This window comes from Mesorhizobium sp. C277A, from assembly GCF_040324395.1.
In the GTDB taxonomy this organism is placed as follows: Bacteria; Pseudomonadota; Alphaproteobacteria; order Rhizobiales; family Rhizobiaceae; genus Mesorhizobium.
This window is the reverse complement of sequence record NZ_JAMYVW010000002.1, coordinates 2,187,125-2,206,830: the sequence shown is the minus strand read 5'-3', so window position 1 is coordinate 2,206,830 and position 19,706 is coordinate 2,187,125. Positions and strand designations below refer to the sequence as shown.

At 62.1% G+C, this 19,706-nt stretch carries 21 protein-coding genes and 4 tRNA genes; 18 read left to right on the top strand and 7 right to left on the bottom strand.

Annotated features, from left to right (window positions below; genetic code table 11):
* The first annotated feature begins 141 nt into the window (after window positions 1–141).
* On the top strand, window positions 142–672 hold the full coding sequence (locus NKK52_RS11105; protein ID WP_245263039.1) for a DUF2569 family protein: 531 nt from the start codon (window positions 142–144) through the stop codon (window positions 670–672).
* Window positions 673–792: 120 nt separating this feature from the next.
* Here the strand turns inward: NKK52_RS11105 and NKK52_RS11100 are convergent.
* Window positions 793–868 (bottom strand) — tRNA-Thr (locus NKK52_RS11100).
* A gap of 158 nt (window positions 869–1,026) precedes the next feature.
* Here NKK52_RS11100 and NKK52_RS11095 point away from each other — a divergent pair.
* The 3 genes from NKK52_RS11095 to NKK52_RS11085 all read left to right on the top strand — a co-directional run bounded on the left by NKK52_RS11095 (window position 1,027) and on the right by NKK52_RS11085 (window position 2,083).
* Window positions 1,027–1,194, top strand: a complete 168-nt coding sequence (locus NKK52_RS11095; protein ID WP_023681475.1) for a hypothetical protein — start codon at window positions 1,027–1,029, stop codon at window positions 1,192–1,194.
* A gap of 164 nt (window positions 1,195–1,358) precedes the next feature.
* Entirely contained in the window at window positions 1,359–1,571 is a 213-nt protein-coding gene (locus NKK52_RS11090; RefSeq protein WP_023681474.1) for a hypothetical protein, read from the top strand.
* Between the two features lie 203 nt (window positions 1,572–1,774).
* A complete protein-coding gene (locus NKK52_RS11085) occupies window positions 1,775–2,083 on the top strand; it encodes a BA14K family protein (protein ID WP_023681472.1) in 309 nt (102 codons plus the stop codon).
* 76 nt (window positions 2,084–2,159) lie between these two features.
* Here the strand turns inward: NKK52_RS11085 and NKK52_RS11080 are convergent, their stop codons facing one another.
* Together NKK52_RS11080 and bhcR are read right to left on the bottom strand one after the other, a co-directional pair.
* A complete protein-coding gene (locus NKK52_RS11080; protein WP_245263038.1) occupies window positions 2,160–2,549 on the bottom strand; it encodes a hypothetical protein in 390 nt (129 codons plus the stop codon).
* A 20-nt stretch (window positions 2,550–2,569) separates the two neighbouring features.
* Window positions 2,570–3,388, bottom strand: coding sequence for an HTH-type transcriptional regulator BhcR (gene bhcR / locus NKK52_RS11075; protein ID WP_023681470.1), 819 nt, complete (start codon window positions 3,386–3,388; stop codon window positions 2,570–2,572).
* A 204-nt stretch (window positions 3,389–3,592) separates the two neighbouring features.
* On the opposite strand from bhcR, the gene gcl reads away from it, so the two are divergent.
* The 3 genes from gcl (at window position 3,593) to NKK52_RS11060 (ending at window position 7,442) form a co-directional block, all read left to right on the top strand.
* The gene (gcl, locus tag NKK52_RS11070; RefSeq protein ID WP_352628914.1) at window positions 3,593–5,374 is read left to right on the top strand and encodes a glyoxylate carboligase; all 1,782 of its coding nucleotides are present in this window, start codon (window positions 3,593–3,595) and stop codon (window positions 5,372–5,374) included.
* A 168-nt stretch (window positions 5,375–5,542) separates the two neighbouring features.
* Complete coding sequence (hyi, locus tag NKK52_RS11065) at window positions 5,543–6,340, top strand: hydroxypyruvate isomerase (protein ID WP_023681469.1); 798 nt, start codon at window positions 5,543–5,545, stop codon at window positions 6,338–6,340.
* 214 nt (window positions 6,341–6,554) lie between these two features.
* Window positions 6,555–7,442 carry a 2-hydroxy-3-oxopropionate reductase gene (locus tag NKK52_RS11060; RefSeq protein WP_023681468.1) on the top strand — a complete coding sequence of 296 codons (888 nt, stop codon included), beginning with the start codon at window positions 6,555–6,557 and terminating at the stop codon, window positions 7,440–7,442.
* Between the two features lie 43 nt (window positions 7,443–7,485).
* On the opposite strand, the gene rlmB is transcribed toward NKK52_RS11060, so the two are convergent.
* A complete protein-coding gene (gene rlmB / locus NKK52_RS11055) occupies window positions 7,486–8,337 on the bottom strand; it encodes a 23S rRNA (guanosine(2251)-2'-O)-methyltransferase RlmB (RefSeq protein ID WP_023681467.1) in 852 nt (283 codons plus the stop codon).
* Window positions 8,338–8,547: 210 nt separating this feature from the next.
* Between rlmB and NKK52_RS11050 the strand changes: the two genes are divergently transcribed.
* A tRNA-Tyr gene (locus tag NKK52_RS11050) sits at window positions 8,548–8,632 on the top strand.
* A 28-nt stretch (window positions 8,633–8,660) separates the two neighbouring features.
* Window positions 8,661–8,734, top strand: a tRNA-Gly gene (locus NKK52_RS11045).
* Between the two features lie 82 nt (window positions 8,735–8,816).
* Here NKK52_RS11045 and NKK52_RS11040 read toward each other — a convergent pair.
* Window positions 8,817–9,140, bottom strand: coding sequence for a VOC family protein (locus NKK52_RS11040; protein WP_306413607.1), 324 nt, complete (start codon window positions 9,138–9,140; stop codon window positions 8,817–8,819).
* 98 nt (window positions 9,141–9,238) lie between these two features.
* Between NKK52_RS11040 and NKK52_RS11035 the strand changes: the two genes are divergently transcribed.
* The gene (locus NKK52_RS11035) at window positions 9,239–10,132 is read left to right on the top strand and encodes a helix-turn-helix transcriptional regulator (RefSeq protein WP_023681466.1); all 894 of its coding nucleotides are present in this window, start codon (window positions 9,239–9,241) and stop codon (window positions 10,130–10,132) included.
* On the opposite strand, the gene NKK52_RS11030 is transcribed toward NKK52_RS11035, so the two are convergent.
* Window positions 10,122–10,598 (bottom strand): YidB family protein, encoded by a 477-nt coding sequence (locus tag NKK52_RS11030; protein ID WP_023681465.1) that lies wholly within the window; start codon window positions 10,596–10,598, stop codon window positions 10,122–10,124. The genes NKK52_RS11035 and NKK52_RS11030 overlap by 11 nt on opposite strands.
* Before the next feature lie 131 nt (window positions 10,599–10,729).
* Between NKK52_RS11030 and NKK52_RS11025 the strand changes: the two genes are divergently transcribed.
* A complete protein-coding gene (locus tag NKK52_RS11025; protein WP_023667446.1) occupies window positions 10,730–10,987 on the top strand; it encodes a GlsB/YeaQ/YmgE family stress response membrane protein in 258 nt (85 codons plus the stop codon).
* Between the two features lie 65 nt (window positions 10,988–11,052).
* Here the strand turns inward: NKK52_RS11025 and NKK52_RS11020 are convergent, their stop codons facing one another.
* The gene (locus tag NKK52_RS11020) at window positions 11,053–11,940 is read right to left on the bottom strand and encodes a DMT family transporter (RefSeq protein WP_023681464.1); all 888 of its coding nucleotides are present in this window, start codon (window positions 11,938–11,940) and stop codon (window positions 11,053–11,055) included.
* 313 nt (window positions 11,941–12,253) lie between these two features.
* Here NKK52_RS11020 and tuf point away from each other — a divergent pair, with 313 nt between their 5' ends.
* The 7 genes from tuf (at window position 12,254) to NKK52_RS10985 (ending at window position 19,442) form a co-directional block, all read left to right on the top strand.
* Entirely contained in the window at window positions 12,254–13,429 is a 1,176-nt protein-coding gene (tuf, locus tag NKK52_RS11015; protein WP_023723394.1) for an elongation factor Tu, read from the top strand.
* 148 nt (window positions 13,430–13,577) lie between these two features.
* Window positions 13,578–15,212 (top strand): COG3904 family protein, encoded by a 1,635-nt coding sequence (locus tag NKK52_RS11010; RefSeq protein ID WP_023686029.1) that lies wholly within the window; start codon window positions 13,578–13,580, stop codon window positions 15,210–15,212.
* Complete coding sequence (locus tag NKK52_RS11005; RefSeq protein WP_245263181.1) at window positions 15,182–17,197, top strand: COG3904 family protein; 2,016 nt, start codon at window positions 15,182–15,184, stop codon at window positions 17,195–17,197. The genes NKK52_RS11010 and NKK52_RS11005 overlap by 31 nt, the downstream gene beginning before the upstream one ends.
* Before the next feature lie 92 nt (window positions 17,198–17,289).
* Entirely contained in the window at window positions 17,290–17,772 is a 483-nt protein-coding gene (locus NKK52_RS11000) for a group II truncated hemoglobin (RefSeq protein WP_023686027.1), read from the top strand.
* A 159-nt stretch (window positions 17,773–17,931) separates the two neighbouring features.
* Window positions 17,932–18,007 (top strand) — tRNA-Trp (locus NKK52_RS10995).
* A gap of 429 nt (window positions 18,008–18,436) precedes the next feature.
* The gene (locus NKK52_RS10990) at window positions 18,437–18,901 is read left to right on the top strand and encodes an Hsp20 family protein (protein WP_352520176.1); all 465 of its coding nucleotides are present in this window, start codon (window positions 18,437–18,439) and stop codon (window positions 18,899–18,901) included.
* Between the two features lie 73 nt (window positions 18,902–18,974).
* Window positions 18,975–19,442 (top strand): hypothetical protein, encoded by a 468-nt coding sequence (locus tag NKK52_RS10985; protein WP_023716380.1) that lies wholly within the window; start codon window positions 18,975–18,977, stop codon window positions 19,440–19,442.
* Window positions 19,443–19,706 lie beyond the last annotated feature (264 nt).

Below are 19,706 nucleotides of genomic sequence, written 5' to 3'. Positions count from 1 at the left end.
CGCAAGCGTCCTCTGCAAACCCGAAAATCTCTACGATGCCTTGATCTCTGTAAAAACGCTTGCACAATCCAGAGGTGGCGAGCTAAACAACCCAGGGATGCATTCGAGGGTGGGTAAATGTGGCATTGGGCGATACTTCTGTTGCTGATTGGCGTGCCGGTTTTCTTCGCCGTCCGGTCGTCGCGCAAATCCTCACAGAGCCCAGATGACCTCGTGGGGTTCGGCGGCTGGCTGATCCTGCTGGCGATCAGCCTGTCCCTTTCGCCGTTGCGCACACTTGTCGATATGGCCAGTCTGGTCAAAACCTACCAACAGCTTGTTACAGTGCCCAACGGGGCCTTGGCCATCTATGGCGAGGCAGCCCTCAATCTGGCATTTCTGGTGCTTCAGCTGGTCGTGCTTGTTTCGATGCTGCGGCGAAGCCACCGCTTCCCGCAGCTGTTCATATGTCTGTGGTTTGCGATCCCTCTCTTGTTCATACTGGACGCAGTTTGGATATCGACTGTGCTTGGTGTCCCGGTAGACCGTTTGCTTGCCGGAGGGGCTCTGGTTACACCTTTGGCATCCTTCATAGTCACAGGGGTCTGGGCCGCCTATGTATACAGATCGGTCAGGGTGAGAAACACGTTCGGTGGCAGTACGGCAGCCACTCAGGCTGCGACGTTTTCTTAGAAGGTCGCAGGATCAACGGTTGCGAGTTAGCCTGATGCCGCTGCTGCCAGCTGCCCCGAATTGAACTATCGGTCGAGCTTCGAAGGATGGCCCGCCATCCGAAGCTCGAAGAGCGAAGGATGGTGCCCCCGGACGGAATCGAACCGCCGACCTTCGGTTTACAAAACCGCTGCTCTACCAGCTGAGCTACAAGGGCATGGCGCTCCGGTTAGCATATTTCGTGCGCCAGTAAAGACAAAACTCCGTTTTCGATCGCTAATGGACCCCGCCGAGGTGGGCGGGCCGCCATGCTGAAAACCGCCAATGCGATCCCTACATATTTCTCAGGTGCAAACGCATCGAATGGGGTGTCGCATGATCAGACTTGTCATCATCCTGCCGCTTGTCGTCATTGCCTGGCTGCTTGCGGTAAAGCTCATCAAGGACGTGAAGAGCGCCAATGTCGACTGGACCGGCATCGCCGCCATCCTCGGTTTTATCGCGATGGCGTTTTGGCTGCGGCATGTGACTGGGATGGGATGAGAGACAAGCAGTGGTCATTAGTGAGTAGGGCTTAGGGGCCACGGACAGGGTCCAATCTAATGCCTACTCACCACTCCCTATTCCCCCAAAAACCTCGAACCTTTCGCCGCGCCGCGACGACTGATCTCCAGAGGCGAATGGTCGCCTCGATCAAGGAGATCATCATGTTGAAGCGCACTCTTACTTCGGGCCTGGTCGCCATCTTCGTCGCCACCGGCGCGCTCGCCGGTACCGTGCAGTCGTCCTCCGCTCACGGCCATCATCACCACCATCATCACAAGCACCACGACAAGCCCTGGTGGTGGTGGAACCATCACCACAAGCACCATCACCACAAGCATCATCATCACCACGGGAAGGTGATCATCTTCCTTTGAGCGAGACGACCTGCCTCGCGGAAAGGGCGGCTTCGGCCGCCCTTTTTTGCGTTGAGCGCTCGATCGATCAGATCATGGTTTCCATCGGCTGATTTCCAGCCTTCAAGAAAATCCCAAATTCTTTCGAACCTTTTTCCGCGCCGAAACGACAGATGATCAAGAGGCGGACGGATCGCCTCTCGCAACGAAACAAGGAGATCGTCATGTTCACGCGCAAAATCGCTTCCGCTCTTATCGCCAGCACTGTCGCCGCCACCTCGCTGGTCGGCACCGTCCAGCCCTCGGCCGCCCACAGCCATCACCACAACCGCGAAATCGGCATCGGCATCGCCGCCGGCGTCGGCGGGTTCGTGCTCGGCAGCCTGCTCAACCAGCAGCCCCGCACCGTCTATGTCGACGACGAGGGTGGCTCCTGGCACGTCCGCCGCTGCGCCAACCGCTACGCCAGTTACGATCCGTACTCCGACACCTATGTCGGCTATGACGGCTACCGCCACCATTGCCGCCTTTAGGAGGAGGCACCCCCACACGGAAAGGAGGGGCTGTACGCAGCCCCTCCTTCCTGATTTGAGCGCGCCGCGGTGCGGGCTACGGTTCGGAGATCGGCAATCCCGCTGCACGGCAGATGCGGGCAACACTCGCATTCTGCGATTGATCGCCCATGGCGATGAGTTCGAAGCTGCTTCCTTCATCCGGATAGATCTTGGCGGCGAACGGTTGGTCTGTTGTATGACCACCGGACGACGTCTTTGCAGCGACATGGCCGCAGACCAGGATTTCGCGGCGGCCGTCGAGCGTTCGCTCGCCGGCACGCATCGTCCCGAATTTGGCGGATACAGGATCATGTAAATGCTGGCGAATGCCGATCGTGATTGTCTCCTCCAAAGCGAGCGAGATCGGAATCTCGCTGACTTGCTGGGAGACAGGGGCGGGCTCGGGCACCGTCGCCACGCATCCGCACAGTGAAGCGGCGAGCAAAAGCTGAAGCGTTCTCCGCATTATAATCGGAACCCGCCGATCATCCTCGTCACCTCAGCGGCGGCGTCGCGCACCAGCGGCCCGATCTCGTCCAGCCGCTCCATCGTCACCCGCACCGTCGGTCCGGAGACCGAGACACCGCCGATCGGCTCGCCGAACTCGTTGAAAATGGCGGCGGCCACGCAGCGCATGCCGGGATGCCGCTCCTCGTCGTCGACCGACCAGCCGCGGTGCTTGATGACAGCCAGGTCATGGGCCAGCGCCGAAATGTCGGACAGCGTCTTGTCGGTGAAGCGCTGCAGGCCCGACTTGCGCAGGATGGCGGCGACGCGTTCCGGCTCGAGCTGCGCCAGCACCGCCTTGCCGATGCCCGAGGCATGGAAGGAGCTGCGCGTGCCCGGGCGGAAGAAGGCGCGGATCGCCTGATGGGTCTCGACCTGGCTGACGAAAACGACGCAATCGTCCTCGGCGACGCCGAGATTGGCGGTTTCACCGGTCTTCTCCATCAATTCCTGCATGACCACGCGGGCCCGGTCGACAAGCTTGCGGCGGCGCAGGAAGGCGGCACCCATGCGGTAGGTCTCGACGCCGATCGACCACAGCTGGTCCGATGTATCGAACTCGACCATGCCGTGGTTCTGCAGCGTCGTCAGCATGCGGTAGGCGGTGGACGCCGCGAGCTCGCTACGCGCCGAAATCTCGCTCAGCGACAGGCCACTGCCTTCAGCGACGATGGCCAGGATGCGCAAGGCCCGGTCCAGCGACTGTACAGAACCGGCCTCGGACGGACCGTTGAAAGCGCGCGGCCGGCCGCGCTGGCGTTTTTCGCTGGTTTCCATGGCGGCATTGTCGCCGGTTTCGCCGAAATCGCAATGAAAAACTTTTTCATCGATTTTGATGGCCGGATTCATGGAAAACGAAAAACCTAGGGGAATCAGTATTTAGAAGCGGTTTTCTCGAAATGAAAAATTATTCTGAAAAAATTGAAGAATGAAAACGACACTGGCATTGTCAACCAACCAACAATCTTGAGGAGGCTGGACATGGCCAGGATGCGCGCTGTCGATGCAGCGGTTCTCGTTCTCGAAAAGGAAGGCGTTTCCTGCGGCTTCGGTGTGCCGGGCGCGGCGATCAATCCGTTCTATTCGGCGCTGAAGGCGAGGGGCTCGATCCGCCACATCCTGGCTCGTCACGTCGAAGCGGCCTCGCATATGGCCGAAGGCTACACGAGAGCCAAATCCGGCAATATCGGGCTGTGCATCGGCACCTCGGGCCCGGCCGGCACCGACATGGTCACCGGGCTCTATTCGGCGGCGGCGGACTCCATCCCGATCCTGTGCATCACCGGTCAGGCGCCGCGGGCACGGCTCAACAAGGAGGATTTCCAGGCGGTCGATATCGCCGCCATAGCCGCACCCGTCGCCAAATGGGCGGTCACGGTCATGGAGCCCTATCTCGTGCCGATGGCGCTGCAGAAGGCATTTCACCTGATGCGCTCGTCGCGACCGGGCCCGGTGCTCATCGACCTGCCGGTCGACGTGCAATTGGCCGAGATCGAATTCGATATCGATGCCTATGAACCGCTGGTCCCGTTCAAGCCGGCAATGTCGCGCGCCCAGGCCGAAAAGGCCTTGGCGATGCTCAATGCCGCGGAAAAGCCGCTGATCGTCGCCGGCGGCGGCATCATCAACGCCGATGCGTCGGATCTGTTGATCGAATTCGCCGAGATAACGGGCGTGCCGGTCATCCCGACGCTAATGGGCTGGGGTACGATCCCCGACGATCACCGGCTGATGGCCGGCATGTGCGGGCTGCAGACCTCGCACCGCTACGGCAATGCGACCATGCTGGAAGCCGACTTCGTCTTTGGCATCGGCAATCGCTGGGCCAACCGCCACACCGGTTCGGTCGATGTCTACACCAAGGGCAAGAAATTCATCCATGTCGACATCGAACCGACCCAGATCGGCCGGGTGTTCGCGCCGGATCTCGGCGTCGTCTCGGACGCCGGTGCGGCACTAAAGATGCTGCTCGACGTCGCCACCGAATGGAAGACGGCAGGAAAGCTGCGCGACTGGTCGGGCTGGGCGAAGGAATGCCAGACCCGCAAGAAGACGATGAAGCGCAAGACGCATTTCGAGCAGGTGCCGCTGAAGCCGCAGCGCGTCTATGAGGAGATGAACAAGTCGTTCGGCCGTGACACCACCTACGTCACCACGATCGGCCTCTCGCAGATCGCCGGGGCGCAGTTCCTGCATGTCTACAAGCCGCGCAACTGGATCAATTGCGGCCAGGCCGGCCCGCTCGGCTGGACGCTGCCGGCAGCGCTTGGCGTGCGCGCCGCCGATCCGGATCGCACCATCGTGGCGCTGTCGGGCGACTACGACTTCCAGTTCATGATCGAGGAACTGGCGGCCGGCGCACAGCACAAACTGCCGTATATCCATGTCGTCGTGAACAATGCCTATCTCGGCCTGATCCGCCAGGCGCAGCGCGGTTTTGCGATGGATTTCGAGGTGAGCCTGGCCTTCGAGAACGTCAACCGCGCCAACGATCCGGAGGCCGGCTACGGCGTCGATCATGTCGCGGTCGCAGAAGCGATGGGCTGCAAGGCGGTCCGGGTGCGCAAACCGGAAGAGTTCGCCGGCGCGTTCAAGGAAGCGCAGCGGCTGATGAAGGAATACCAGGTGCCGGTGGTGCTCGAATTCATCCTCGAGCGCGTCACCAACATTTCCATGGGCACGGAAATCGACAAGATCACCGAATTCGAGGACCTTGCCGAAAGCCATGAGGATGCGCCAACGGCGATTGTGTTGCTCGATTAGGCGCGCCGATATTCAGGTGAGACAGGCCTGCAAACGGCGCCTTCCTGCGCTTCCGGTGCTCACGTACAGAAAGTACGTTCCGCTCCGGTTTTCGAAAGTCACCGTTTTCGACTCTGCCCGACCTGAATCTCAACACGCCTAGGGCCAAGCAGAAGAAGGAGAAAAAGAATGCCGCGTTTTTCAGCCAATCTGTCGATGCTCTTTGGCGAGTATGAGTTCCTCGATCGCTTCGATGCCGCAGCCCGCGCCGGCTTCAAGGGCGTCGAATATATCGGCCCCTATGATCATACGCCTGACGTGGTCGCGGCCCGGCTGAAGAAGAACGGCCTGACACAGGTGCTGTTCAACCTCCCGGCCGGCGACTGGGGCAACGGCGAGCGCGGCATCGCGGTTTTGCCCGACCGCGCGCCGGAATTCCGGCAAGGCATCGCCAAGGCGATCAGCTATGCCCATGCGCTCGGCTGCGAGCAGGTCAATTGCCTCGCCGGCATCGCGCCGCAGGGCGTGGATCGTTCGGTGCTGGAAAATACTTTAGCCGAGAACCTCGCGTTTGCAGCCGAGAAACTGGAGCAGGCCGGCATCCGGCTTTTGATCGAGCCGATCAACACGCGCGACATACCGGGTTTTTTCCTGAACTATTCGGAGCAGGCGCTGGCGCTGATCGAGCGCGTCGGTTCGAAGAACCTGTTCCTGCAATACGACATCTATCACATGCAGATCATGGAGGGGGATCTCGCCCGTACCATCGAGGCCAACCTCGGCCGCATCGCGCATATCCAGCTTGCGGACAATCCCGGCCGTCACGAGCCGGGGACGGGCGAGATCAATTATCCCTTCCTCTACGAGCATATCGACAGGATCGGCTATTCCGGCTGGGTCGGAGCGGAATACAAACCGAAGGCGGGGACGGAGGCTGGGCTGGGGTGGTTTCGGGAGCTTAACGGGCAGGGGAGTGCCGCGGCTTAGCTGTTACGATTGAAGTCGCGTTCCTTCGCGCCCCCCTCTGGCCTGCCGGCCATCTCCCCCACAGGTGGGGAGATCGGACGTCATCCCGGCTTTCGCTCCCCAACATTGCAGGGTGAGCGAGGCGCCGAAACTGCCAATCTCCCCACAAGTGGGGGAGATGGCCGGCAGGCCAGAGGGGGCGCGAAGGAACTCAGCCTCAACAAAGGAGAAAACAATGGAAACCATCGGCTTCATCGGCCTTGGCATCATGGGCGCGCCGATGGCGGGGCATCTCCTGGATGCCGGCTACGCCGTCATTGCCAGCGACCACCGCTCGAAGCCGCCGGCCGATCTCGTCGCCAAGGGCTTGAGAAGCATCACCGGCCACGCGGCAGTGGCGAAGGCCGCGGATATCATCATCACCATGGTTTCCGACACCCCGCAGGTAGCCGAGGTGCTGTTCGGCGAGAACGGTGTCGCTTCCGGCCTGAGCAAGGGCAAGCTGGTCATCGACATGAGCTCGATCTCGCCGATCGAGACCAAGGTTTTCGCCAAGAAAATCAACGATCTCGGCTGCGACTATCTTGACGCGCCGGTGTCGGGCGGCGAGGTCGGCGCAAAGGCGGCGTCCCTGACCATCATGGTCGGCGGCGAGGACAAGGCGTTCGAGCGCGCCAAGCCCGTGTTCGAAAAGATGGGCAAGAACGTCACGCTTGTCGGCCCGAACGGCGTCGGCCAGACCACCAAGGTTGCCAACCAGATCGTCGTAGCCCTGACCATCGAGGCGGTCGCCGAGGCGCTGGTCTTTGCCGCAAAAGCCGGCGCCGACCCCGCCAAGGTCCGGCAGGCGCTGATGGGCGGGCTGGCGGCATCGCGCATCCTCGAGGTGCATGGCGAGCGCATGATAAAGCGCACCTTCGCGCCGGGCTTCCGCATCGAACTGCACCAGAAGGATCTCAGCCTGGCGCTGGAAGGCGCCAAGGCGCTCGGCGTCTCATTGCCCAACACCTCGACGACGCAGCAGCTGTTCAACTCGTGCGCGGCGAATGGCGGGGCGAAAGAGGATCATTCGGCGCTGGTGCGGGCGCTGGAGCGGATGGCGGGGCATGAAGTGGGTGAATAGTGAACGGTGACGGTAAGAACGCTTTCCATTCAGCATTCACTATTCACTTTCCAAGGAACTTCCGTGCCGCATAAAGGCTCACCGCCGCGGCGTTCGACACGTTGAGCGAGCGGATGGCGCCGGGCATGTCGAGGCGGGCGAGTGTCGTCACCGTCTCGCGCGTCTTCTGGCGCAGGCCCTTGCCTTCGGCGCCGAGCACCAGGGCTATCTTTTCGCCTGAAAAACTCGTTTCGAGTTCGGCCGGCCCGTCCGAATCGAGGCCGATGGTCTGGAAGCCGGCTTCGTGCAGCTGTTCCAGCGCGTCGGCGAGGTTCTTCACCTCGACCTGGTCGATATGTTCCAGCGCGCCGGAGGCGGATTTGGCCAGCACGCCGGATTCCTGCGGGCTGTGGCGGGCCGTGGTGATCAGCGCACCGGCGCCGAAGGCGACCGCCGAGCGCAGGATGGCGCCGACATTGTGCGGGTCGGTGACCTGGTCGAGCACCAGCACCAGTTTGGTATCGCCGAGCGCGTCAAGGCGCTTGGGCTTCAGCGGCTCGGCCTCGATCAGCACGCCCTGGTGGACGGCGTCCGAACCGGTGATCTTGTCGATGTCCTTCGGCTCGACCAGTTCGGCCTTGAACGGCAAAGCGGCGAGGTCGGCGATCGCCAGCCGCTCGGCGGCATTGCGCGTCACCAACATCTTTCTGATCCGCCGGCGCGGATTGTCGAGCGCGGCGCGCACCGTGTGCAGGCCATAAAGCCGCACCAGCCCGTCGGCGGCGTTCTCGCCCGGCGGCACCGGCTGGCGCGGCCGGAAGGCAGGCGCGCCGCCGGCCTTCTCGTCGCGATGAGCGCGACGCAGCTTAGCGTAGTGGGTGTCTTTGGCGGTCTTGGACGTGTTGTCATTGCTCATGGCCGGCTTCTATAGCCGCGTCGCCGGGCCATGGATACAGGCAGAAAGCCGGCTTGCCGGGTGAGCTGTCAAAATCAGCGCATTTTGCCTTGCGGTGCGGTTGACACCCACTGGCCTTGCCGCCATAAGGCGCTTCGCTGATTTCGGACAAAACCCTGGTTTCGACCTGATCGGCGAGAATGCCTCGTTGCAAGGCTTCGACGGCAGGCTGGAGAGGTGCCCGAGTGGTTAAAGGGGACGGACTGTAAATCCGTTAGCTTAGCTTACGTTGGTTCGAATCCAACCCTCTCCACCACTGCCAGCCCGCGAACCTTGAGGACGATGCGGGTATAGCTCAGTGGTAGAGCAGCAGCCTTCCAAGCTGAATATGCGGGTTCGATTCCCGCTACCCGCTCCAAACTCCCCACTCCGCATCAGATCTCAGCGAATATCTCCACAACGTTGCCGTCCGGATCGCGGAAGAACACTGTCCTGTGGCCTCATTCCTGGTCGGTGAGCGGCAGGACCGGCTGCACGCCCTTGGCCTGAAGCGCCTCGGCGCAAGCAGCGACCATCTCCGGCGCCACCCGGAATGCCAGCTGAAGCGACAGCGCATCCCGCTGCTGCGGCGTGTCGTTGAACATCATGCCGAGGCTGGTCAAGGCCAGCGTGTTCGGGCCGACCCGATATTCGATCCACCTGTCGCCGAGTTCGCGCTGCAGATCAAATTCCATCACATCCCCGTAGAAGTGCCGCATGGCGGCCATGTCGCGGGCGAAGATGACGGTGTAGTCGATCTGACGGATTTCATTGAGCGCATTCATTGTCGAAGTCCCGTGGGCAGATGTTCGATCGCCCGCAACCTAGCTTTCCTTTAAAGTAGTACAAGACTATAGCTTATACTGGTATCGGAGGTGACTGCATGCCATACGACGGCCCACGGCACGATGAGCTTGCCCGCTTCCTGCGCGAGCGGCGGGACCGCTTGCCGCGGATCGATGGCGCCAATGGCCGCCGCCGGGCGCCGGGCCTCAGGCGCGAAGAGGTCGCCGCCCAGGCGGGGATCAGCACCACCTGGTACACCTGGCTCGAGCAGGGACGGGAGGTGAACGCGTCGCCGCAGGTGCTTCGCTCGCTGGCGCGGGTGCTGAGACTGAGCCGGTCGGAGCAGGCCTATCTCTTCCAATTGGCGCGGCCCGATCTCGATTGGCGAAACCGGCTCGGCGCGCAAGGCCTGCCCAGCGCGCCGTTGCTCAGCCTGCTCGACGGGCTGGCGCCGCACCCGGCATATGTCGTCAATCGCTACTGGCAGGTCGTCGCCTGTAACCATCCGGCGGCGGTGCTGCTTGGGGATTTCGAGACGGATGATGAGTGGTCCGGCAGCCTGCTCGCCCGGCTGTTTCTCGACCTGGAATGGCGGCAGCGCTTTGTCGACTGGCCGGAGGTTTTGCGCTCGGCGGCGGCGCAGTTCCGGCTTGCCACTGTCGCCATGACTCGCGATCCGGTGCTGGCTGCGCTGGTTTCGTCACTGGAAGCGGCAAGCGAAGCGTTCGCCACGTGCTGGAACAGCCGCGACATCGCCGAGCCACCGATCTGGCGGAAATCCATCCGGCACCCTGTCGCCGGCGCGATGTCGTTCGATTTCGCCACGTGCAGCCGGGCGGCCGCGACAGTGATTTCTCGGTTTCCGTCTACACGCCGGTCGATGCGTCGACTGCCAGGCGGTTCGCGGCGCTGGTCGCAGCAACGCCCGACAGCCGCAAGGCGGTGCCGGGCGTGTTTGCGCGTGATGCAGGCGCAGAAGTCTAGCTGTTGAAGGCGGACGCGACCTGGTGTTGCTGCGGCACCTGTCCGTTCGGCGTCAGTCTGTCGACAATGCCGGGCAGGGCTGTGGACAATTGCTTGAGCAACTCCTGCTCGTCCAGTCCGGTCCTTTGCGCGATCTCTCGAATGACCTGCGGGCCGATCGCCTTGCCGAGATCATTGGCGTTGATCGGCTGGTTCTGTCCGGTGCCGACCCAGGAGTCAGCGACATTGCCTTGGCCGGCAGTCTTGAGCTTGTCGAGCAGTCCGCCCAGTCCGCCAAGCAGGCCGCCATCCCCTGAGGCCGTGGTTCCGGTGGGGGCTGGCGTTTGAGGCTGGGCGGGCTCGCCCGTCTCTTCGGCACTCGTCTGTTCGGCGCTTCTGCCGCTCAGCATCTTTCCCACCAGCAGCGCGCCGAGCGCGATCATGAGCGGTTTGGTGATGTTGCCGCCAGGTACGGCGTTGTCAAAAAGTCCCATAGGTCAATCCTCCATAACGACCAAGCCCGTCCCGCCGGCTACAATGGAGCATGCGGGCGGAAATTCAAGTTGGCTTGAGCTTTTGACAATCATGTGACCATGATCGGCCGGCGGGGGAATGGAGAGGAAAAATGGGCATTATCAGTTGGATCATCCTCGGCGTCATCGCCGGCTTTATCGGCAGCAAGATCGTCAACAAGACCGGCCAGGGCCTGATCATGGATATCGTGCTCGGCATTGTCGGCGCCATCGTCGGCGGGCTGATCTTCAGCGCCTTTGGCGCCACGGGCGTGACCGGCCTCAACATCTGGAGCCTGATCGTCGCCGTCATCGGCGCGGTGGTCGTGCTGTGGGCCTATCACCAGTTCTCCGGCAAGCGAACGCTTTAGGCACCAGTCTGCCGACTGGCTGACCGCAGGACGGCCAAACCTGCTTCGACGCGTTGACTTGAAGGTCAGGCGACGACGGTCAGCCTGCGTTTGCGTTCATCAAGCGAGACGATGGTCAGCCCGCTCGCGACCACCAGCAGGATGCCGCAGACCGCCAGGGCATTCGGGAACTGCCCGAATACCAGCACGCCTGAGATGACCGCCCAGACGGTAAAGCAGTAGTAGAACGGCGCCACCACGCCGGTCGGACCGACGCGATAGGCCATGAAGATGAAGAAATGGCCGAAGATCAGGAAGAATCCGGCGCCGGCCATGAGCAGCAGGTGCCGGGCTTCCGGCATCACCCAGCGCTCGGAAACGAGATGCGCGGCGCCCGCGCCGATCAGCACCACCACGACGGCGGAAATGGCGACGATCATGCCCGGCACTTCGGCCGCGACCCGCCTGCCGGCAAGATCGCGCGCCGCCGCCAATGCCGCGTTGCCGAGCGCCAGCAACGCATAGACCGAGATGCCCTGCATGGTCGGCTGGGCCACCATAAGCGCACCGATGAAGCCGAGCCCGATCAGCGCCATGCGCACGCCGCCGATCCGTTCGCCGAACAGGATGGAGGAGCCGACCAGCATCAAAAGCGGGGTGATCTGCCCGAGCGCGGTCGAATCGGCGATCTGCATGTTGGCCAGCGCCACGACGTAGCAAAGGATGGCCGCCAGCTCGAGCAGGTTGCGGCGCAGCACGCGTTTGTCGAAGATCAAAGGGATCTGCCTGCCATAGCCCAGCAGGAACAGCAGCGGCATGCCCCATAGCGTGGCCGCGACCCCGCGCAGGAACAGCACTTCATAGGACGGCAATCCCGCTGTGGCGAGCTTCATCATCGTGTCGTTGACGAGGTACGACCCCGTCGAAACGATCATGAACAGCGGGCCGCGTATGGAGGTCGGTATGAATTGCATGGGGCAACCAAATCAGACCGCCGCCGCAGCGGCAATGGGCCAGGCGCCGGCTGCACATCCGGCAGGCAAAGGCCAGGACATGGGCGGGACAGGACATGGGCGGGAATAGCAAACAGGTGCTGGAGCCCGCAGCCCCCATTTCATTTCCGTTCGCGCGTTCCTATATCAGCGCCACATCCCCGCAATCGGATCATCGGTTCGCACCGAGTGGACAGCGCACCCGGCCACAAGGCACTTGTGTTTTTCGGCCGTAGTCGCTAATCGCCCCGCATTCGACTGAACTGAAGGTCAAGGCCGTCCAAGGAAAGAGACTATGGCAAAAGGTAAATTCGAGCGTAACAAGCCTCATGTGAACATTGGCACGATTGGCCACGTCGATCATGGCAAGACGTCGCTGACGGCGGCGATCACGAAGTATTTTGGCGAATACAAGCGCTACGACCAGATCGATGCGGCGCCCGAAGAGAAGGCCCGCGGCATCACGATTTCGACGGCGCACGTCGAATACGAGACGGCTGCGCGCCACTACGCCCATGTCGACTGCCCCGGCCACGCCGACTATGTGAAGAACATGATCACGGGCGCTGCGCAGATGGACGGCGCGATCCTGGTCGTGTCGGCCGCCGACGGCCCGATGCCGCAGACCCGCGAGCACATCCTGCTTGCCCGTCAGGTCGGCGTGCCGTCGATCGTGGTGTTCCTGAACAAGGTCGACCAGGTCGACGATGCCGAGCTGCTCGAACTGGTCGAGCTCGAGGTTCGCGAGCTTCTGTCGAAGAACGAGTTCCCCGGCGACGACATTCCGATCGTCAAGGGTTCGGCGCTGGCTGCTCTGGAAGATTCCAACAAGACCATCGGCGAAGACGCGATCCGCGAGCTGATGGCTGCGGTCGATGCCTATATCCCGACGCCGGTTCGTCCGCTGGACAAGCCGTTCCTGATGCCGATCGAAGACGTGTTCTCGATCTCGGGCCGTGGCACGGTCGTGACCGGCCGCGTCGAGCGCGGCATCGTCAAGGTCGGCGAGGAACTGGAAATCATCGGCATCCGTCCGACGACCAAGACGACCTGCACGGGCGTCGAGATGTTCCGCAAGCTGCTCGATCAGGGCCAGGCCGGCGACAACATCGGCGCGCTGCTGCGCGGCGTTGATCGTGAAGGCGTCGAGCGCGGCCAGGTTCTGGCCAAGCCCGGTACGGTGAAGCCGCACAAGAAGTTCGTGGCCGAAGCCTACATCCTGACCAAGGACGAAGGTGGCCGTCACACGCCGTTCTTCACCAACTACCGTCCGCAGTTCTACTTCCGCACAACCGACGTGACCGGCATCGTGTCGCTGCCGGAAGGCACGGAGATGGTTATGCCCGGCGACAACATCACGGTCGATGTCGAGCTGATCGTGCCGATCGCCATGGAAGAGAAGCTGCGCTTCGCCATCCGTGAAGGCGGCCGCACCGTCGGTGCCGGCATCGTCGTCACCATCAAAGAGTAATCGAGCCCGGCATCGCCGGATCGAAACGGATAGGGGCGGCCCTCGGGCCGCCCTTTTTCGTTGGCCAGATGTGCCTGTTTTGGGGTCCCAATCTCTGTTGCAAGTCTGTGAGCCTCTACAGTATAGATTGCATTGAGGGCTTGGTCGGATGGTTCCACAGCACCGTTTGCATAGTCGGTCATGGTGGGCACTGGGGCTGATCTGCCTGGTGTCGATGTTTGCCATGGGCACTGCCGCCTTGGCGGCCGAGACAAAAAATTCAGAGCCGGATCCGGATCCGCCGATGCGGTTCGTCGTCGTGCGTAGCGACGCGGCGGGCTGTGAGCCGACCTGTCCGGAATGGATATCGGCCGAGGGTGCGATATCGGCCAAGTCGCCGGCGCTGCTCAAGGCTGCCCTGAAAACGCTCGGCGGCCGCAAATTGCCGATCGTCATCAACTCTCCGGGCGGCGATGTCGATGCGGCCATCGCCATGGGCCGGATGATACGCAAGAACAAGCTCGACATCGCGGTCGGCAGGACGTGGTTCGTCGGCTGCGAGCCGGGGATGAAAAACTGCAAGGAGAACGACGCCAGAGGCGCGCACTATATCGGCAGCCCCTATGTGCTCGGCAGCTATTGCGCGTCCGCTTGTCCAATGATGCTGGCCGGCGGCACCAGGCGCCTGGTCGGGCCGCTGGCCTATCTCGGCGTCCACCAGATCACGACCACGATCGTGCAGATGAACGTGCAGTATCAGGTCCGCTACCGGATCGTGAAAGGCAAGAAGCGGGTCATCAGCAAGAAGGTCGTCAGCCGCAAGAACACCGGCAGCTACAAGACCTACGAGATGAGCAAGGGGGTGGAGCGCAAGCTGTCCGCCTATTTCAAGGAGATGGGTGTCGACCTCAGCATCATCGAGACGATGAAGAGCACGCCGGCCAGCGACATCCAGCAGATCGACCTCAGCGACATGCTGACAATGAAGCTGGTCACCAGCGACGACGCTGCAGATTTGCTGACCAGCGCAAGCCTGTGCAGGCTGAACCTTCCGGCTCCGAATTGCCGGGAGATACCGGAGAACAAGCCAGCCGGCGGCCTGCCGGACGTGGCAAAGGCTGCGCCGCTGCCGGTGAAGCCGGAGAGCGCGCCGCACGATGACGGCATGCGCTTTGTCGTGGTTCGCGGCAGCAACCCGCTCTGCAATCCCGACTGCCCGGAATGGATTGCAGCGCAAGGCGCGATTACGCCCCAGACGCCGCAGAAACTCAGCCAATTGCTCGCCACGCTTGGCAACCGGCGGCTGCCGGTGGTGATCAGCTCGCGAGGCGGAGACCTCTCCGGCGCCCTGGCGGCGGGCCGGATCATCCATGAAAAGAAGCTCGACGTTGCCGTTGCCCGCACCGATTTCGTCGGCTGCGACCCGGCAGAGTGGAATTGCCTGGCCAAGGACGGCGCCTATGCCGGGCTGAGCGTCGATGGCGACGGCGAGTGCGATTCGGCCTGCGCGCTCATGCTGGCCGGTGGCGCCAGGCGGCTTGTCGGTTCCCAGGCGCGGCTCAGCCTCTATCTGATGGGGCAGAAGCAGGCGGTCAAATCCTACCTCGACGAGATGGCGATCAGCCCCGCTTTGTTCCGGGCGCTCCAGGGCAGTTCGGTCGAGCGTCAGCTCGAACCCGACATGATGCTGGAGGTCGGCCTGACGACCGGGCGCCAGTCGGTGGATGCGCTGACGGGGTCCAGCATCTGCAGATCGGCGCCGAAACCTGAGAATTGCCGCGTGGTGCCGTCGTCCAATGGCTGATCGCGCCTATCGTCATGGAAGAGAAGCCTTGCTTCGCCTTCCGTGAAGGCGGCCGCACCGTCGTGCCGGCGTCGTCATCACCATCGAGAAATAGTCGAGCCGGTGTCAGCCGGATGGACCAGGAAAAGGGCGGTCTTTGGGGCTGCCTTTTTGTTTCCGGCGTTGCGCGGCACAAGTATTGCACGATTGTTTCAAAGCTATTGCAAGCACCGTCGCCGCAACTATTATGGATTGCATTGAGGGGTTTGCCGGGCGTGGTTTTGGGACAACGTTCAGACACTGTGGGACGGTGGCGGCGCGGGCTGGTCCGGCTGTCGACGGTGGCCGCGATGGCGATGGCTGCCTTCGCCGCGAAGGCCGAGGATGCCTCCCCCGGGACATGGCAGACAGTACCCCCTCTGCAGGGAGTGCTCTATCCGACCGATCCGACGATATGGACCGACGATCACTCGGAGATGCAGTTTGTCGTCACGCGCAGCAGCGCACCTGGCTGCGAGCCCAATTGTCCGGAGTGGATCTCCGCCGAAGGCGACATCTCAGCCGGCACGCCAGCCTTGCTCAAGCGTACCTTGAAGAAGCTTGGCAGCCGCAAACTGCCCATCATCGTCAATTCCTTTGGCGGCAACGTCAATGCAGCGCTCGAACTTGGCCGGATAATCCGCAAGAACAAGCTCGATATCGCCGTAGGCAAGACCGAGTTTTCCGACTGTTGGCCCGGGACGGATGGTTGTGGTTTTAGTTACGGCAAAGGTTCCGCCTATCTCGGCCGGGCGTCTGATGGCGCCAGCTGCAACTCCGCCTGTCCGCTGATGTTTGCCGGTGGCGTCCGCCGCGTGGCCGGCGGCTGGAACTATCTGGGTGTTCATCAGATCACCACCACCTGGTTCCCCTCCACAACGCACTACCGGACCACATATCGCGTCAAACGGGGCAAAAAATATCGGGTCACCACGCAAACGGTCACTCAAGGTGAAAGCTACAAGACCTATGAGATGAGCAAGGGGTACGCGAGAAAGATCTCGGCCTATCTCCGAGAGATGGGTATCGGGCAGGGCGTGCTGGACTTGATGAAGGCGACGCCGGCGAGCGACATCAGGCAGATCGGCCTCCACGATATGCTGACGATGAAACTGGCGACCAGCACGGACACTCTTGAGCTGTTTACCAGAGCAAGTTTGTGCATGTTCGACCCGCCGGCTCCGAACTGCCGGGAAGTGCCTGGACCGGCAGGCAAGCCGACGCCGCCGGTCGCTGCCACGACGGTCGCAGTCAAGCTCGCGAATGTGGCAGCCAAGCCCGCCGCTGTCACAAAGCCTTTGCCGGACCCCGCAGCGGCTCGTGTGGATATGAGCTTTGTCGTGGTCCGCGGCAGCGACCAGCATTGCACGCCGCAGTGTCCGCAATGGATTTCTGCGCAAGGCGCGATCACGCCTCAGACACCGCAAAAATTGCGCCAATTACTCGACACGCTTGGCAACCGGCGGCTGCCCGTGGTGATCAGCTCACGAGGCGGAGACTTGTTCAGCGCTCTGGCGACCGGACGGATCATCCATGAAAAGAAGCTCGACGTCGCCGTTGGCCGCACCGATATCGGTGACCCGGTCGAGGACGGCATCTATGCCGGGCTGAGCTTCGACGCCGGAGCCGACTGCGATTCGGCCTGCGCGCTCATGCTGGCCGGTGGCGCCAGACGGTTTGTCGGCCCCCAGGCGCGACTCAGCTTCTACCTGATGGGACAGAAGCAATTGGTGAAGACGTATCTGAATGAGATGGCGATCAGCCCCCGTCTGTTCACAGCGCTTCAGGACCGTTTCGCCGAGCGTGAGCTCGACCCTGATATGATGCTGGAGGTCGGGCTGACGACCGGGCCCCAGCCGGTGGATGCGCTGACGGGTCCCGGCATCTGCAAGTCGGTGCCGAAAGCTGAGAACTGCCGCGTGGCGCCGTCGCCCAACGCCCAGGCCGAAGCGCCGGCCAAATTGTAGCGCGGCGGGTTCACACTCGCCATCGAGGCAGGTTGAGCAGGGCGCGATTTCCGCTATCGTCGTGCCGGCGCCGGGCTGGCGGAGGATCGACAATGAGCCAGGACATCCCGACACTCTACGAATGGGCCGGCGGCATCGAAGCCCTCAACCGGCTGACGGAAACCTTTTACGACAAGGTGTCGCGCGACCCGGTGGTCGGCCCAGTGTTCAAACACATGTCGCCGGATCATCCCGCGCATGTCGCGGCCTTCATCGGCGAGGTTTTTGGCGGACCCAAGACCTACGGCGAACAGCATGGCGGCCATCGCGAGATGGTCATGCATCACTTGGGCAAGCATCTGACGGAGGAACAGCGCCGCCGCTGGATCAGCCTGCTTGCCGATGCCGCCGATGCGGTCGGGCTGCCGGACGATCCCGAATTCCGTTCCGCCTTCATGGGCTATGTCGAATGGGGGTCACTGCTTGCCAAGATGAATTCCACCCTCGGCGAGACCTGCGACCCGCAGACCGATCCGATGCCGGCCTGGGGCTGGGGCGTGCCGGGCGGGCCGTACAAGCCGCCGGCCGGGGGCTGAGCGCCGGCATGCGGCTTCAGGCAGGCGAAAAATCGAGATAGGCAGGGACGGGCTGGTCATCACCTATTCGGATTTTGGCAAAGGATCTGAAAGCGCGTCAGACAACTCTTTACAGCGCGCCCGGAAGCTTTTAGGAAGCGCCTGCGCTGAAACGCGCGTACGGGCATAGCTCAGTTGGTAGAGCGGCGGTCTCCAAAACCGCAGGTCGTAGGTTCGAGCCCTGCTGCCCGTGCCATTTTCCTCGTTGGAATCCGGCATTTTAGAAACGCCTTGTTTTGGCTCCTCGTTTGGTTGGGCTGAAGCCGCGTACTCGACGAGCGACGTTCCGAAGGCATGCGCAGAGCGAGAGCGCTGATGCGCAATGCCGAAGTCGGCGTATTTCCACGAACCGATTTCCTTGATTCAACTGCCATTGGCGAGCCAATTGCCATTTGCGTTCACAATTCAGAATAGGCCTATTTTGCTGCCGCCAGCTGCTTTTCAGCGGCTGCGAATTATTGGAAGCGGGATGCTGGCCTGGCTTCTGGAATTTTTTTGAATAGGGCTCTTGAACCGGTTTTCAGCCCTTCTTAATTCGTTTCCCGCCGAGGCCGATTGGCTTGACAAAAGGCGGCGCTGCTGGGCGGCGCCCTTGTACCCATGTTGCTTCAAGGAGGATGTGGCTATGAGAACCTTTGATACTCTCTATCGCAGCACCGTCGGTTTCGACCGGCTTTTCGACATGCTCGACAGCGGCACGCGTCCAGACTGGCCGCCCTATAACATCGAGAAGGTCGACGAGAACGATTACCGTATCTCGATGGCCATCGCAGGCTTCAGCCAGGATGAGGTTGAGCTGACCCAGCATGGACCCGAACTGGTCGTGGTAGGCCAGAAGGCTGATGATCAGAGCGGACGCCAGCTGCTGCACCAGGGCATCGCCTATCGCAGTTTCAGGCAGACGTTCAAGCTTGCCGACCACATGAAGATCAAGGCAGCCAAACTGGAGAATGGCCTCCTCTCGATCGACATCGTCCGTGAGATTCCCGAAGAGCTGAAGCCGCGCCGCATCAGCATCGGCGTCGGCGACGCCCAGGTGGGCGGCAAGCAGATCGCCCAGGATACGGAACGCACCCGCAAAGCGGCCTGATCGTATCGATTCAGTTATCCCTGCGGTCCGCCTCCCGGCTTCGGCCGGGAGGCCCAGATTGCGGAGAATGGAGATGGACAACTTCTACGAGACACCGACACTTTCTGCGGCACGCTCGGGCAAAATTGAAACTTCTTTGTGCCTGCTCGACAATCCAGACGACGTCATCAACCATCCACGCCTCAGCCGTGGAGAAAAGCGGGCACTGCTTTCCTCGTGGGCGTCCGATGCCTGCGCGGTGGAAAACCAGCCTGCCTTGCGCCGCCTGGACAACGGCACGGTAATCCCTGTCGACCAGATTCTGAGGGCGTTGAAGGCTCTGGATGAGAAACCCACGCTGGGGAAAGAGACTTCAGGCCGGGTGCTGCCTTGGCGACCCTCCACGCGCCGCAGCGGTCTCAAAGCTTGGCGGCGTCGTGGCCGTTCTTTCGGCCCCGACGATGACGACGACCCGCCCCCGTGCCCGGCAGTGATCGCGCCGCGCCCACGCCCACCATGCGGAATCGGCGCAGTGGCCGGGGTCGAACTCGCCTGTGCCTAACTAACCCTGGGTTGATCCAGCTGCCTCGGCATGGGCAGCTGGATTCCAATCTTGCGTGCGCTTCATTTGGTTTCCAAAACAGCAGGTCGCAGGTTCGTCCGCAACGCCATTTCCTCGAACTTGTAATCGCGTGCCTGATTTCCGGATCCACCTCCTGGAATTGGGGTCCGGCATTGAAAAAGGGCAGGTGGCTTGCCATATTGGGCGAACTGAGGCATAAGGCCTCGATAGCCGGGACGGGACGACTGGATGGTTCCGAGGCGG